16 protein-coding genes and 1 pseudogene are annotated in these 14336 nt (G+C 63.7%); 6 read left to right on the forward strand and 11 right to left on the reverse strand.

Going from position 1 to position 14336, the window contains the following annotated elements; genetic code table 11:
* Nucleotides 1-22 precede the first annotated feature (22 nt).
* The 7 genes from prpB to AC788_RS08060 form a co-directional block, all read right to left on the reverse strand.
* Nucleotides 23-910 carry a methylisocitrate lyase gene (prpB, locus tag AC788_RS08030; RefSeq protein WP_049860127.1) on the reverse strand — a complete coding sequence of 296 codons (888 nt, stop codon included), beginning with the start codon at nt 908-910 and terminating at the stop codon, nt 23-25.
* Nucleotides 907-1590, reverse strand: coding sequence for a GntR family transcriptional regulator (locus AC788_RS08035; protein ID WP_049860128.1), 684 nt, complete (start codon nt 1588-1590; stop codon nt 907-909). Before AC788_RS08035 ends, prpB begins: the two co-directional genes overlap by 4 nt.
* A gap of 196 nt (nt 1591-1786) precedes the next feature.
* On the reverse strand, nt 1787-2869 hold the full coding sequence (locus tag AC788_RS08040) for an alkene reductase (RefSeq protein WP_049860129.1): 1083 nt from the start codon (nt 2867-2869) through the stop codon (nt 1787-1789).
* A gap of 33 nt (nt 2870-2902) precedes the next feature.
* Nucleotides 2903-3466: a type 1 glutamine amidotransferase domain-containing protein gene (locus tag AC788_RS08045; RefSeq protein WP_049860130.1), complete on the reverse strand. Its 564-nt coding sequence runs from the start codon at nt 3464-3466 to the stop codon at nt 2903-2905.
* A gap of 147 nt (nt 3467-3613) precedes the next feature.
* The gene (gene ggt, locus AC788_RS08050) at nt 3614-5341 is read right to left on the reverse strand and encodes a gamma-glutamyltransferase (RefSeq protein WP_049860223.1); all 1728 of its coding nucleotides are present in this window, start codon (nt 5339-5341) and stop codon (nt 3614-3616) included.
* 89 nt (nt 5342-5430) lie between these two features.
* A complete protein-coding gene (locus AC788_RS08055; protein WP_049860131.1) occupies nt 5431-6153 on the reverse strand; it encodes a GNAT family N-acetyltransferase in 723 nt (240 codons plus the stop codon).
* A 46-nt stretch (nt 6154-6199) separates the two neighbouring features.
* On the reverse strand, nt 6200-6625 hold the full coding sequence (locus AC788_RS08060) for a 3-isopropylmalate dehydratase (RefSeq protein ID WP_049860132.1): 426 nt from the start codon (nt 6623-6625) through the stop codon (nt 6200-6202).
* A 232-nt stretch (nt 6626-6857) separates the two neighbouring features.
* On the opposite strand from AC788_RS08060, the gene AC788_RS08065 reads away from it, so the two are divergent.
* Together AC788_RS08065 and AC788_RS08070 are read left to right on the forward strand one after the other, a co-directional pair.
* On the forward strand, nt 6858-7739 hold the full coding sequence (locus AC788_RS08065; RefSeq protein ID WP_049860133.1) for an EamA family transporter: 882 nt from the start codon (nt 6858-6860) through the stop codon (nt 7737-7739).
* Nucleotides 7740-7772: 33 nt separating this feature from the next.
* Nucleotides 7773-8306: a DUF4174 domain-containing protein gene (locus AC788_RS08070; protein ID WP_049860134.1), complete on the forward strand. Its 534-nt coding sequence runs from the start codon at nt 7773-7775 to the stop codon at nt 8304-8306.
* A gap of 30 nt (nt 8307-8336) precedes the next feature.
* Here AC788_RS08070 and AC788_RS08075 read toward each other — a convergent pair whose 3' ends face one another.
* Together AC788_RS08075 and AC788_RS08080 are read right to left on the reverse strand one after the other, a co-directional pair.
* A complete protein-coding gene (locus AC788_RS08075; protein WP_049860135.1) occupies nt 8337-9158 on the reverse strand; it encodes an aldo/keto reductase in 822 nt (273 codons plus the stop codon).
* 185 nt (nt 9159-9343) lie between these two features.
* Nucleotides 9344-10237, reverse strand: a complete 894-nt coding sequence (locus AC788_RS08080) for a LysR family transcriptional regulator (RefSeq protein WP_049860136.1) — start codon at nt 10235-10237, stop codon at nt 9344-9346.
* A 129-nt stretch (nt 10238-10366) separates the two neighbouring features.
* Here AC788_RS08080 and AC788_RS08085 point away from each other — a divergent pair, with 129 nt between their 5' ends.
* From AC788_RS08085 to AC788_RS08100, 4 genes and pseudogenes are all read left to right on the forward strand, one after another.
* Nucleotides 10367-11065 carry a CoA transferase subunit A gene (locus tag AC788_RS08085; RefSeq protein WP_049860137.1) on the forward strand — a complete coding sequence of 233 codons (699 nt, stop codon included), beginning with the start codon at nt 10367-10369 and terminating at the stop codon, nt 11063-11065.
* 39 nt (nt 11066-11104) lie between these two features.
* Nucleotides 11105-11761: a CoA transferase subunit B gene (locus tag AC788_RS08090; RefSeq protein WP_049860138.1), complete on the forward strand. Its 657-nt coding sequence runs from the start codon at nt 11105-11107 to the stop codon at nt 11759-11761.
* A 55-nt stretch (nt 11762-11816) separates the two neighbouring features.
* A pseudogene (locus AC788_RS08095) lies at nt 11817-13234 on the forward strand (short-chain fatty acid transporter).
* Between the two features lie 164 nt (nt 13235-13398).
* On the forward strand, nt 13399-13629 hold the full coding sequence (locus AC788_RS08100; protein WP_049860139.1) for a hypothetical protein: 231 nt from the start codon (nt 13399-13401) through the stop codon (nt 13627-13629).
* A gap of 24 nt (nt 13630-13653) precedes the next feature.
* Here the strand turns inward: AC788_RS08100 and AC788_RS21785 are convergent, their stop codons facing one another.
* On the reverse strand, nt 13654-13890 hold the full coding sequence (locus AC788_RS21785; RefSeq protein WP_049860140.1) for a hypothetical protein: 237 nt from the start codon (nt 13888-13890) through the stop codon (nt 13654-13656).
* Between the two features lie 34 nt (nt 13891-13924).
* On the reverse strand, nt 13925-14260 hold the full coding sequence (locus AC788_RS08110) for a hypothetical protein (RefSeq protein ID WP_049860141.1): 336 nt from the start codon (nt 14258-14260) through the stop codon (nt 13925-13927).
* Between the last annotated feature and the right edge of the window lie 76 nt (nt 14261-14336).

The following is a 14336-nucleotide window of genomic DNA, read 5'->3' on the forward strand; positions in this document are numbered from 1 at the left end:
ATTTGTTATTGGAATACAGCGATCATTTTTTCTGCGCGAACAGCGCGTCGAGTTTGCGCTCGAAGTCGTGGTAGTCGATGGCGTCGTACAGTTCCATGCGCGTCTGCATGGTGTCGACCACGTTCTGCTGGGTGCCATCGCGGCGAATCGCGGTGTAGACGTTCTCGGCAGCCTTGTTCATGGCGCGGAACGCCGACAGCGGGTAGAGCACCAGGCCGACGCCGACGCCACCGAGCTGCTCGGTGGTGAACAGCGGCGTGGCGCCGAACTCGGTGATGTTGGCCAGAATCGGTGCTTTCACCCGGCTGGCGAACAGCTGGTACATCTGCAGTTCGGTGATGGCTTCGGGGAAGATCATGTCCGCACCCGCTTCGATGCAGGCTGCCGCGCGGTCCAGAGCTGACTCCAGACCTTCCACCGCCAAAGCATCGGTGCGCGCCATGATCACGAAGCTGTCGTCGGTGCGCGCATCCACCGCCGCCTTGATGCGGTCGACCATTTCCTGCTGGGAAACGATTTCCTTGTTCGGTCGATGGCCACAGCGCTTGGCGCCCACCTGGTCTTCGATATGCATGGCCGCGGCGCCGAACTTGATCATCGACTTGACGGTGCGGGCGACATTGAAGGCCGACGAGCCGAAACCGGTGTCGACGTCGACCAGCAACGGCAGATCGCACACATCGGTGATGCGGCGCACGTCGGTCAGCACGTCGTCAAGGCCGGTGATGCCCAGATCGGGAAGGCCCAGGGAGCCGGCCGCGACGCCGCCACCGGACAGGTAGATGGCCTTGAAACCGGCGCGCTGGGCGAGCAGGGCGTGGTTGGCGTTGATGGCGCCGACCACCTGCAAGGGCGACTCTTCGGCGAGGGCCTGACGGAAGCGTTGGCCGGGGCGGGAGGGCTGACTCATGATGGGGCTCCTGGGGTGTTGTTCTGGTTGGGTTCCAGGTAATGGCGTTCGACATTGCGCTTGGATGCGGCGATGTGCCGACGCATGAGCAACTCGGCCAGTTCGCCGTCGCGCTCGGCGATGGCGTCGAGGATACGGTGATGCTCGGCGAAAGCCTGGTGCGGACGGTTGGGCGTGGCAGAGAACTGGATGCGGTACATGCGCACCAGTTGGTACAGGTCATCGCAGAGCATCTGCACCAGCGTGCTGTTGCCGCTGCCCTGAATGATGCGGTAGTGGAAGTCGAAATCGCCTTCCTGCTGGTAGTAGCCGACGCCGGCCTGGAACGCGGCATCGCGTTCATGGGTGGCGAGCACCTCGCGCAACTCGTCGATCTGTGCCTGGCTCATGCGCTCGGCAGCCAGTCGACAGGCCATGCCTTCGAGGGATTCGCGGATTTCGTAGAGCTCGATCAGCTCGGCGTGATTGAGCGACACCACCCGGGCACCGACGTGGGGAATGCGCACCAGCAGGCGCTGGCCTTCCAGACGGTGGATGGCTTCACGCAGCGGTCCGCGGCTGATGCCATAGGTGCGTGCCAGTTCGGGTTCGGAGATCTTGCTGCCTGGGGCTATTTCGCCATTGATGATGGCCGCCTGGATGCGGCGGAACACGTTCTCCGACAGCGTCTCGGTTTCCATTGGAACGGCACTGGGCGGGGTCGTGAATTCCGGATCGGGAACGGGCAAGGGCGAAACAGAGGTAACGGACATATTGTCGACACCTGGGCAGGTAGTGACGAAAAAATAGTCCTGTTACAGCTTGCAGTCAAGGCGCTCGAAGGTAAGTGTCGACAATGTCTAAAAAAGATCGGGGGCCGAAGCCCCCGTTTCCGCTTTACTGCTCGTCGGCTGTGGGGTAATCCACATAGCCTTCCGGACCCTGGCTGTACCAGGTTTCCATGACGTCCTTGTTCAGCGGCAGCCCCTTGGCGAACCGATGGGGCAGGTCCGGGTTGGCCAGGAACGGCCGACCGAAGGCGATCGCATCGGCTTCACCGGCGTCCAGCGCAGCCTGCGCTTTTTCGTGGGTGTAGTCGGAATTGAGCACCAGGGTCCGGCTGAAGGCCTTGCGGATCACCGGGTGCACCGGCGGGCGATCGGCTTTGCCGAAGGTGCCATCGAACGGCGGTTCGCGCAGTTCCAGATAGGCGATGCCGATCTTGTCCAGCGCAGCGGCAGCGGCGGAGAACAGGGTTTCCGGATCGCTGTCGTTGACGCCCTGCGAATCGCCGTTGGGCGACAGGCGCACGCCGGTGCGTTCGGCACCGATGGTGTCGACAACCCGCTGGGTGACTTCGGTCAACAGGCGAATCCGGTTTTCTACCGAACCACCATAGGCGTCGTCGCGGAAGTTGCTGTTGTCGCGCAGGAACTGGTCGATCAGGTAGCCGTTGGCGGCATGGATCTGTACACCATCGAAGCCGGCGCGCATGGCGTTCTTCGCGGCGTGCTCGTAGTCGTCCAGCAACCGCGGGATCTCATGGATGCCCAACGGCCGGGCTTCCACGTAGGGTTGCTTGCCGTCATAGGTATGGGTGTGGCCTGGCGCAGTCGTCGCCGAAGACGAAACTGGCTGTGCACCGCCGAGGAAGCTGGGGTGGACGATGCGGCCCATGTGCCACAGCTGCAAGTCGATGCGCCCGCCGGCTTCATGCACGGCGGCGGTGATCTTCTTCCAGCCTTCGACCTGCTCGTCGCTCCAGATGCCTGGCGCGTAGGGCCAGCCCAGGCCTTCCTGGGTGATGCCGGTCGCTTCGGTGATGATCAACCCGGCGCTGGCGCGCTGGGTGTAGTACTCGATCATCAGGTCGGTGGGTACGTGATTGCGGGTGGCGCGGCCGCGTGTCAGCGGGGCCATGAGGATCCGATTGGGCAACTGCTGCTCGCCAACCTGGATCGAATCGAATAGAGAAGGCATCTAGGCTCCCTGATCTGTGAGTGGAAGGGCGGCTCAGGCTGCGCCGAGGGCCTTGATGATGGCGTCGTTGAACGCAGGGATGTCATCAGGAGTGCGCGAGGTGATCAGGGTCCAGCCGTTGGCACCACACTGCATGACTTCCTGGTCGACCCAGCCTGCGGCCTTGGCGTTGGTCAGGTCTAGGCTGACGCTGGGGTAGGAGGTCAGGGTCTTGCCGGGAATCACGCCGGCGTTGATCAGCAGCCATGGGCCGTGGCAGATGGCAGCGACCACTTTGCCTGCATCGGCGAAAGCCTTGACCAGGTGCTGGGCATCGGTGTCCTGACGCAGGGTGTCGGCGTTGACGGTGCCGCCTGGAATGACCAGGGCGTCGAAGTCGCTGGCGCTCAGGCCCTGGATCTTGCTGTCGGACTCGACGGTGCGATCTTTCTCGGTGTCCTGCTGGAAGGTCTGCACGGTGCCGCCTTCACTGGAAGCGTGGGTCACGGTGGCGCCGGCTGCACGCAGCGCTTCGACGGGCTTGAGCAGTTCGTCACGCTCGATGCCGGTGTTGGCGGTGATGAACAGGACTTTCTTGCCTTGCAGTTGGGTAGCCATGTGGATCTTCCTCGGGTCAGTTAAGGCCTGGCGTACCAGGCGATCAAAAAATCTGAGCGCGGAGGAAAATGGAAAGTTCAGGTGGATCGTTCACCGGTGGTGCACGCGGTCAGGCCCATGCACTGGCCCGACCGCGTATTCATTAGCTCAATAGCCTTCGGCAAGGCCGGTGTTGCGGCGCGGGTCGTTGGCACCGTAGAAGCGGTTGTTGGCGACGGGCTTGCCACCCAGTGAAGGCGCGCCGACCAGGATTGCTGCCAGGTGGTTGGCGTCCTGCGGCTCGCCGAAATTGTGGCCCCAACTCTCGAGGATCTTGCGCGTGTCCGGGCTGATGGCGAAGTGTTCCAGGTTGGTCACGTCGGGCATCCACTGTTGGTGGAAGCGTGGCGCATTGACCGCCTGCTGGATGTCCATGCCGTAGTCGATGACGTTGAGCATGGTCAGCAAGGTCGCGGTGATGATTCGACTGCCGCCGGGCGTGCCGACCACCATCACCGGCTTGCCGTCCTTGGTGACGATGGTCGGGCTCATGGACGACAGCGGCGTCTTGTAGGGCGCGATCGCGTTGGCTTCGCCCTGCACCAGCCCATACATGTTGGCGACGCCGACCTTGGAGGTGAAGTCGTCCATCTCGTCGTTGAGCAGGATGCCGGTGCCGCTGGCCATGACCCGTGCGCCGAACCAGCCATTGAGGGTGTAGGTGACCGAAACCGCATTGCCCCACTGATCGACGATGGAGTAGTGGGTGGTATTGCTCCCTTCATGGGGCGCCAAGCCCGGTTTGATCTCGGCCGAGACACCCGCCTTGTTCGGCAAGATGCTGTTGCGGATCTTCGTCGCGTAGTTGGCGTCGAGCAGGTGAGCGATGGGGTTCTTGACGAAGTCCGGGTCGCCCAGGTAGCTGTTGCGGTCCACGTAGGCGTGGCGCATGGCCTCGATCTGGTAGTGCATGCCCTGCGCCGAGCCATAGCCCAGTTCGGCCATGGGGTAGCCCTGAAGAATGTTCATGATCTGGCAGATGACCACGCCGCCCGAACTGGGCGGTGGTGCGGAGATCACATGGTAGCCGCGGTAGTCGCACTCGATGGGGTCCAGCTCGCGGGTCTTGTACTTGTCGAGGTCGGCCTGGGTGATGATGCCCTTGCCGGCCTGGCTCGAATCCACGATGGCCTTGGCCACCCAGCCTTGATAGAAACCGGCGTTGCCCTTGTCGGCAATCTCCCGCAGGGTGCGTGCCAGATCCTTCTGCACCAGCTTGTCACCGGCCTTGAACGGCTGACCCTGGTTGAGGAAGATCTTCGCCGAGTCCTGGCTGTCCTTGCGGAAATCCTCGGTGGCGGTTTCCAGCAGGTCGACGTCGCCCTGACCGAGGGTGAAGCCCTCGTCGGCCAGCTTGATGGCTGGCGCGAGCAGGTCGGCACGCTTGAAGGTGCCGTATTTCTGCAGGGCCAGCTCCATGCCCGAGACGGTGCCTGGAATGCCCACCGACAGGTGGCCGTCGGTGCTCAGGCCTTCGATGACGTTGCCGGCCTTGTCCAGGTACATGTCCGGGGTGGCGGCCAGTGGGGCCTTCTCGCGGAAGTCCAGAAAGGTCTTGCGGCCATCGGCCATCTGCAGGGTCATGAAGCCACCGCCGCCGATGTTGCCGGCGGCCGGGTAGACCACAGCCAGGGCGTAGGCCACGGCGACGGCAGCGTCGACGGCATTGCCGCCGTCCTTGAGCACGTCCACGCCAACGTGGGTGGCCAGCTGCTGGGCGGTGACGACCATGCCGTTCTGCGCGGCGACGGGGGCGGGGGAGGCGGCGAACAAACAGGTGGGGGCCAGCGCGAACGCAACGGCGATCAGCGACTTTGGCAAGGGTTCGAGTTTCAAGCGTCGGCTCTCTTTTTTGTGAATGAGGAGCTGCAGGTGGTGAGCAACAAGGCGATTCATTTCGCCAGTCGCAAGGATAGCCGGGTTTCTCAATCCTGCTGGCGACAGGCGGTCAATGCGGTCAATTGTTGGCCCGACCCGTCGAAGTTCTCCGTCGCCAGCCAGCGTTCGAATGCCGCGCGCCGCGCTGGCCATTCGCTGTCGATGATCGAGAACCACGCGGTGTCGCGGTTGCGGCCCTTGTACACCAGTGCCTGGCGAAAGATGCCTTCGAAGCTGAAGCCCAAGCGCTCGGCGGCCTTGCGCGAGGGCGCGTTCAAGGCATCGCATTTCCATTCGTAGCGCCGGTAGCCCAACTCATCGAACACCAGGCGCATCAGCAAGTACTGCGCTTCGGTCGACACGGGGGTGCGTTTCATCAACGGCGAGAAAGTCACATGGCCCACTTCGATGACGCCATTGGCCAGGTCCATGCGCATCAAGGCCAGCGTGCCCACGGCCCGTTGGCTGCGCGGATCGATCACCGCCCAGTGTTGCGGATCCTGGCTGGCTGCCGCGGCTTGCAGGTGAGTGCGATAGCTGTCGAGGTCGGCGAACGGTCCGACGGGCAGGTAGGTCCAGTCGCTGCCGTCGCTCTGCTGGCAATAGCCCTGGAACAGATCCTCGGCGTGGGCCGCGACGTTCAAGGGCTCAAGGCGGCAATAGCGGCCTTCGATCACCGCATGGGCCGGGCGAGGGCGCGCGGTCCAGTCGGGCAGCGGGTGGCCAATGGGCTGCTGGTGTGCGTTGTGGTGCAGCGGCTGGCTGGGCATGGCGACTCCTGATCAGATCAGCGGGGGAGAAGGTGTGTCGACGCAATCAGCGCGGGTCCAGAACGATACCGAAGCCGCTCTTGGCTTCGCTGACGATACGCAGGTGCTGGCGCTCGCCTGGGTTGGCCTGCAGGCGCAGTTCGCGGTTCAGACGGCCCTTGCTGCAGAGCATGCCACCTTGCTTGTCGGTGGTGATGCCGACGATGTGTTCGCCAGGCGGCAGGTGAAAGGTGGCCACCTCGCCGACGGCCATCAACGCCGCCGGTTCGCGGTCGATCAGCAGCGCGACGTAGCAGCCGCCGCCCATGATGCCGATGTCGCGGTCCACCACCAGTTCGCTCGACGGCGTCAAGGGCTGTTGCCAGGCTGACAAACGATCTGCTGGGACAGCCTTGAGGTGCTCCGAGTCGGCGCGGAACGAGGTACAACCCGACAAGCCCACTGCAATCAGCATTACCCAGAACACGCGCATCGACGGACCTCCTGAAATGGCATTGTGATTGCACTCTAGCTCAAGCTTGGGCTCGCACGGAACGCTACCCAGGCCGAGCCTATTCAGAAAAGTTTTGAAACAGGTTCCCGTCTGGGGCTGCGATGGGCAAGAATGATCCGGCTGACCCGTGCAGTCGCCATCCCGTGGGGGATCGGCTGCCCCGAGCGGACTGACCTGAACCTGTGGAGGTACCGTGGCACCTAGAGACCTGATGTTGGCCTTGATCGTGATCGTCGTCTGGGGCTTGAATTTCGTGGTGATCCGCTACGGCCTCGACGGCCTGCCACCCATGCTGCTGGGTGGTCTGCGCTTCACCCTGGTGGCGATTCCCGCGGTGTTCTTCATTCGCCGTCCGAACCTGCCGCTGCGCTGGCTGATCGCCTACGGCGCGACCATTTCACTGGGGCAGTTCGCCTTTCTGTTCGAGGCCATGGCCAACGGCATGCCCGCGGGCCTGGCCTCGCTGGTGTTGCAATCCCAGGCATTCTTCACGCTGTTCTTCGCCGCCCTTTTCATTGGCGAACGCCTGCGTGCGGCCAGCGTGGTGGGGCTATTGGTGGCGGCAGGCGGGCTGGCGATGATCGGCCTGGAAAGTGATCAGGCCACGCCACTGGTGGCCGTACTGCTGACCCTGTGCGCAGCCTCGATGTGGGCCATGGGCAACATCATTACCCGCCGTTTCGGCAATATCGACCTGGTCGCGCTGGTGATCTGGGGTGCGCTGATTCCGCCGCTGCCGTTCTTCGCGCTGTCGCTGTGGCTGGAAGGGCCGGCGCTGATCGAACGGTCGCTGCTGGGCATCGGCTGGAAGTCCATCGGCAGCCTGGTGTACCTGGCCGCCATCGCCACGGTGCTGGGCTATGGCCTGTGGAGCAAGCTGCTGTCGCGTTATCCGGCGGGCAAGGTGGCACCGTTTTCGTTGCTGGTACCGGTGGTGGGCTTGAGCTCCTCGGCCTGGATTCTCGGCGAGCGGCTGAGCGCCTTGCAGTGGTGGGGTGGTGCGCTGGTGATGGTGGGGCTGGTGATCAACGTGTTCGGCGGCAGCCTGATCGCGCGCCTGGCCCCGGCTCGCACGGGGGCAAAATCTCTGTAATGATGGGCCATCGATACGTCAAGGAGATGGAGCATGATGATCCGGTCGCTGACCCTCGCCTCACTGTTCGCCTTCGCCGCGCCGCTGCTGGCCGCCGACGGTGATAGCCCCCTGGCCCAGGACCGTGGACGGGCCCGACCGTTGGTGGTGATTGCCCCGAGTTCGGTGGATCCCAACCTGCTGAAACTGCGCAAGGCGCTGGAAGAGCCCGCCAACCGCGACGGCTTCAAGCAGCGCGGGATGGTGCTCTACACCGTGATCAATACCATCGGCCAGCGTGACGGCAAGGACCTCGACCCCCAGGCGACCATGTCCCTGATCCGTGATTTGAAGCTGGGCGCCGGTTCCAGTCAGAAGTTCGTGCTGCTGGGCAAGGATGGCGAGAAAAAGCTCGAACAGGCGGGCTACGTCGAGCCTGCGCAGCTGTTCAGTACCATCGATCAATTGCCCGCAGCCGAGAAGGAGGCCAATGCGCCAGCCCCGGTCGCAGCCGCCGCACAGGAGCCTACGAACAAGCCCGCCAAGGCCGCGAAACCGAGCAAGGCGCCGCAACCGCTGGACGATTGACGGCGCCTCGGTCGGCGGCACGCGGCGGCTTCAGACCATGTTGAGCCGCTGCTTGCGTTGCGGTGCCGGGTAGGCTCGATCCAGCGCGGCGAAGTCTTCGGCATCGAGTTTGACGTGCAGGGCAGCGGCGTTCAGGCGCACATGTTCGGCCGTGGAGGCTTTGGGGATGGCGATCACCCCTTCACGGCGAATGACCCAGGCCAGGCAGGCTTGCGCCGGCGTGACGCCGTGGCGCTGCGCAACCTGGCGCAATGCCGGTTGGTCGAGCAAGCGGCCGCCCTGGGCAATCGGACAGTAGGCCATCACCGGCATTGCCCGCTCGGCACACCAGGGCAGCAGGTCGAACTCGATGCCGCGCTCTTCCAGGTTGTACAGCACCTGGTTGGTCGCACAGCCTTCATCGTTCAGCTCGATCATGTCATCGACATCGAAATTCGACACGCCCCAGGCGCCGATCTTGCCCTGTTCACGCAGACGCTCGAAGGCGTCCACCGTTTCGCTCAGCGGGTACTGACCACGCCAGTGCAGCAGGTACAGGTCGATGTGCTCCACCTGCATGCGCTGCAGGCTGCGCTCGCAGGCTTGCGCCACGCCCTTGAGGCTGGCGTTGTGGGGGTAGACCTTGCTGACCAGCGTGACGTGGTCACGGCGGCCCTGGATGGCCTGGCCGACGATTTTTTCAGAGCCGCCTTCGCCGTACATTTCGGCGGTGTCGAGCAAGGTCAGGCCCAGGTCGATGCCTTCCTGCAACGCGGCGATTTCCTGCCGGGCATGGGCCGGATCTTCCCCCATGCGCCAGGTGCCCTGGCCAATGCGTGGTACCGACCTGCCGGCCAGATCAATGCTGTTCATCACAATGCTCCTCGATGGAAAAGGAATTGAGCGCCCCTTGTAGCAGCGGCGCAAGCCGCGTCCGGCCTCGACGCGGTGGGTCACAATACCGCGGGGACCGCCGACGCGGCTTGCGCCGCTGCTACACGGAGCCTGTGGGTTGGGCAGTGTCATCGGGCTGCGGTTCAAACCGTCGGGTGGCAGGGTCATTGGCGGCGGTGGGCCGTGTGCTCCAGCAGCACTTCCATCAGCGCGTGTGCGGCGGCCGAAAGCTTGTGGTCCGGCAAGCGCATCAGACCGATTCGGCGCTCGACGCTGGGCGACTCCAGCGGCACACAGCGCGCGCCCAGCTCGTGCATCTGCTCGATGCACAGGGCCGGTACCGCGCTGACGCCCAGGCCATGGGCGACCATGCGCCCGATGGTGCTCAACTGGTGACTTTCGAACGCCACCGCCAGCTTGCCGTGCGCCTCGCTGACGGCGCTTTCCAGCAGCAGACGGACCGCAGAAGGTCGCTGCAGCGCGATGAAATCATGGGCCAGCAGGGTTGCCCACGTCAGTACCGGTTGCTCGGCCAGCGACGAATCGGCCGGCACCACGGCCACGAAGCGGTCGGTGTAGAAGGGCGTGAACACCAGTGACGAGGTGCTTTCCGGCTCGAAGCCGATGCCCAGTTCCACGCGGCGGTGACGAACCATCTCCACCACTTGCTCGTTGATCACGTCATGCACCGCGACATTGACCCGTGGATGGCGGTCGCGAAAGATCCGCAGGGCCCCAGGCAACAGGTTGCCGGCGAACGACGGCATGGCCGCGATGGACACCTTGCCCAATTGCAGGGTGAAGTGCTGGCGCAGCAACTCCTCGGTGTTGTCCCAATCCGCCAGCAGGCGCCGGGCCAGCGGCAGCAGGGCTTCGCCTTCGGGCGTGAGGCTGACGCTGCGCGTGGTACGGATCAGCAGCCCGCCGCCCAGGTCTTCTTCCAGACCCTTGATGGTCAGGCTCAGCGCAGGCTGGGACAGGTGCAACTTTTCGCCCGCCTGGGCAAAGCTCAGGGCCTGGGCCACGGCGAGAAAGGCGCGGAGCTGTTTGACGTTCATCTATTTGGAAAACCAATCAATACCGAAGAAAAACAAAATTAACAAATTAGCCGTGCGGGGAGAAGATACCTGCACCCACGCCGTCGCGGCACGGACGGCGCCATGACAAACAATAAAAGGCGAACGATCATGGCTGGACTCGATAAGCGAGTGGCAACCTACGCACAGGCGCTCGATGGCCTGCGCGATGGCATGACGGTATTGGCCGGCGGCTTCGGCCTGTGCGGCATTCCGGAGAACCTGATCGCCGAGATCAAGCGGCTGGGCGTGCGCGATCTCACGGTGGTGTCCAACAATTGCGGCGTCGACGGTTTCGGCTTGGGTGTACTGCTCGAAGACCGGCAGATTCGCAAGATGATCGCCTCCTACGTGGGCGAAAACGCGCTGTTCGAGCGGCAGTTGCTCGATGGCGAACTGGAAGTCGAACTGACCCCTCAAGGCACCCTGGCCGAGAAGATGCGCGCCGGCGGCGCTGGCATCCCCGCGTTTTTCACTGCCACCGGCTACGGCACACCGATTGCCGAAGGCAAGGAAGTGCGCGAATTCAATGGCCGCCAGTACATTCTGGAACAAGCCATCACCGGCGACTTCGCCATCGTCAAAGGCTGGAAGGCCGACCACTTCGGCAACGTGGTCTATCGTCATACCGCACAGAACTTCAATCCGCTGGCCGCCAGTGCCGGGCGCATCACCGTGGTCGAGGTCGAAGAGATCGTCGAGCCGGGCGTGCTGTTGCCCGAGCATATCCACACGCCAGGCATCTATGTCGACCGGGTGATCCAGGGCACCTTCGAGAAGCGCATCGAGAAGCGCACGCTCAAGGCCTGATTGTTTCCTTTCTGCGCTGTTTCCCACGAGGTTTTTTCCATGGCACTTACCCGCGAACAGATGGCCCAGCGCGTCGCGCGCGAACTGCAGGACGGTTACTACGTGAACCTGGGCATCGGCATCCCGACCCTGGTGGCCAACTACGTGCCACCTGGCATCGACGTGATGCTGCAATCGGAAAACGGCCTGCTCGGCATGGGCGAATTCCCTACCGAGGCTACCGTCGACGCCGACATGATCAATGCCGGCAAACAGACCGTGACCGCGCGCCTGGGCGCCTCCATCTTCGACTCGGCGCAGTCGTTCGCGATGATTCGCGGCGGTCATGTCGACCTCACCGTGCTCGGCGCCTTCGAGGTGGACGTGCAGGGCAACATTGCCTCCTGGATGATCCCCGGCAAGCTGGTCAAGGGCATGGGTGGGGCCATGGACTTGGTGGCCGGTGCGGAGAACATCATCGTCACCATGACCCACGCGTCCAAGGACGGCGAGTCGAAACTGCTGCCTGTGTGCACCCTGCCGCTGACCGGCGCCGGCTGCATTCGCAAGGTGCTGACCGATCTGGCTTATCTCGAGATCGAAGACGGTGCGTTCATCCTCAAGGAGCGTGCGCCGGGTGTCAGCATCGATGAAATCAAGGCGAAAACGGCCGGCAAGTTGATCATTGCCGATGATGTGATCGAAATGAGTTTCTGAAAACATCCTGCCAACACCTGCAGCTCTCCAACTATAAAAACAAGGAAACACCACCATGTCCGCACACCTGGAAGAGAGCCGCTACGCTCGCTTCGCCCTGCGCTGTTCGAGCTGGGCCGAGCGCTGGTTCCCCGACTCCTACGTATTCGCCGCCGTGGCGGTGCTGCTGGGCGCATTGGGCGCGATGGCCATCGGCGGCGCGCCGCCGGCCACGGCCTCCGCGGCCGGGGACGGGTCTGGCGCCAGGTCCCGTTCACCCAGCCGGTGGCCTTCGTGGTCATCGGGGGCGCCGTCGTCGCCGGCGCGCCGCCCGCCGTGAAACTAATCGACCGGCTGGCGCGCATCCCGCGCAATGGACGCTCGGCAGTGGCCTGGGTGGCACTGATCTCGATGGTGGCGTCGCTGCTCAACTGGGGGCTGTCCCTGGTGTTCGGCGGCCTGTTGGTGCGCGCGCTGGCGCGCCGCACCGATCTGCGCATGGACTATCGCGCCGCCGGCGCTGCGGCGTACCTGGGTCTGGGCGCGGTCTGGGCCCTGGGCCTGTCATCGTCGGCGGCGCAGTTGCAGGCAAATCCGGCTAGCCTGCCGCCGTCCATCTTGTCCATCACCGGTGTCATCCCGTTCACCCAGACCATTTTCCTCTGGCAGTCAGGCGTGCTGTTGCTGGCGCTGGTAGTGGTCTCGCTGGTGGTCGCCTATGCCCCCGCGCCCGGCCCGACCTCGGCCCGCGATGCCCAGGCCTGCGGCGTCGACCCGGCTTTCAGCCTGCCGCCGCTGAGCAAGCGCAGCCGACCGGGTGAATGGCTGGAATACAGTCCGCTGATCACTATCTTCCTGGTGTTGCTCGCCGCAGGATGGCTGCTCCACGAGTTTTCCACCAAGCCGGCGATTACGGCCATCTCGGGGCTCAATACCTATAACTTCCTGTTCATCATGCTCGGCCTGCTGCTGCACTGGCGCCCGCGCAGCTTTCTCGATGCCGTGGCGCGTGCCGTGCCGACGACCACCGGCGTGCTAATTCAATTTCCCCTGTACGGCTCCATCGCCGCGATCATGACCACGGTCAAGGGCGGCGATGCGCAGACCCTGGCTCACCACATCTCGACCTTCTTCGTGCAGATCGCCTCCCACGATACCTATGCGATGCTCATGGGCGTGTATTCGGCGGTGTTGGGATTCTTCATCCCGTCGGGTGGGGGCAAATGGATCATCGAGGCGCCCTACGTCATGCAGGTGGCCAACGAGTTGCAGTACCACCTGGGCTGGGCGGTGCAGATCTACAACGCCGCCGAAGCCTTGCCGAACCTGATCAACCCGTTCTACATGCTGCCGCTGCTGGGTGTGTTGGGTCTGAAGGCACGCGACCTGATCGGCTTCTCGTTCGTGCAACTGCTGGTACACGCGCCGCTGGTGCTGTTCCTGCTCTGGGCGCTGGGGACAACGTTGACCTACATCCCACCCATGGCACCTTGACGCACCTCTAATCGGCCCTACGTTGATCGGGAATATCCTTCCGCCGGGCAATTGATTCCATGGCGGCCCTTGCACACCCAAGGCTGCTCGGGGTACACATCTAGGTTGAATGGGGGACAGGCTGGACGCCCCCCCATCGTGAACCGATGCAGGGAGATGTGGAAATGCTTGATAACGGCGCGGGCGGGGATACCGAGCAGAATGAACCCGTGGATCAGATCATCTTTCGGGAGATTCGCAATCTGCACACCGCCGCCTCCAGAGACCTGGATCAGGCTGCAGTGCAGATCATAGGCAAGGTCGAGAGGTTCAGGGAGCAGGGCCTGATCAGCTCGGAGGCCGCACGGCAGCTGATTTTCGACGTACGCAACGAGCGCAGCCGCATCAGCCGCTGAGCGGCCTTCGAAGGGAAGCGGCGATCAGCCGCCGGTGGTGTCGATATCGGCGTCCGTTTCCTCATCGTCCGCACTGGTCGAAGGATCGACTTCCGGCTCGGACTTGAAGTCCGGGCTGAAGCGATTGCCTTCGGCTGTGGTTGGATCGTTGGAATCAGGACGGACGGCGGGGTCAAGCGCCGGGTCATTGGGCGTGGCGTTGGCCGCACTGCTGGTGTCGCGGTCGACATCGTTCGGCGCAGGTGTCTTGTGTTCGCTCATATCATTCTCCCTAGGCTCAAGCGTGCAGGGTCAATCAGAGCTTGCCGCCTTCAGAGCCAGTCCCGTCACCCATGTCATGACTGCCGGACTCTGGCTTGGTCACCGCGCCGCCCATGGAGCTGCCTTCCGGGTTGCCGGTGTTCTGTGGCTTGATCTGAGTGCTGGTGCCGTCACGCGGCGCGCTGGAACCGTCGGTGTTGCCATTGGGCATGTTGGTGCCAGTGCCGGACGGTACGCCTACGGCCGAGGGCACGGTGCCTTTGGCGGCGGGGTTGGTCGGACCGGTGCTGTTGTCGGCCATGGCCGGTACGGCAGCGGCGGCCAGCAGACCTGCCAACAGGGCTGCGTTGATGCGTTTCAGGCTTTTCATGGAGCTCTCCTTGTTCGTGTGAATGCGTCATGCATTGGGCTGCGGGCACACGTCAGTGGTGCCCGCGTGCCGACGA

Origin of the sequence: Pseudomonas sp. RIT-PI-a (assembly GCF_001187875.1) — a bacterium.
GTDB lineage: Bacteria > Pseudomonadota > Gammaproteobacteria > Pseudomonadales > Pseudomonadaceae > Aquipseudomonas > Aquipseudomonas coleopterorum.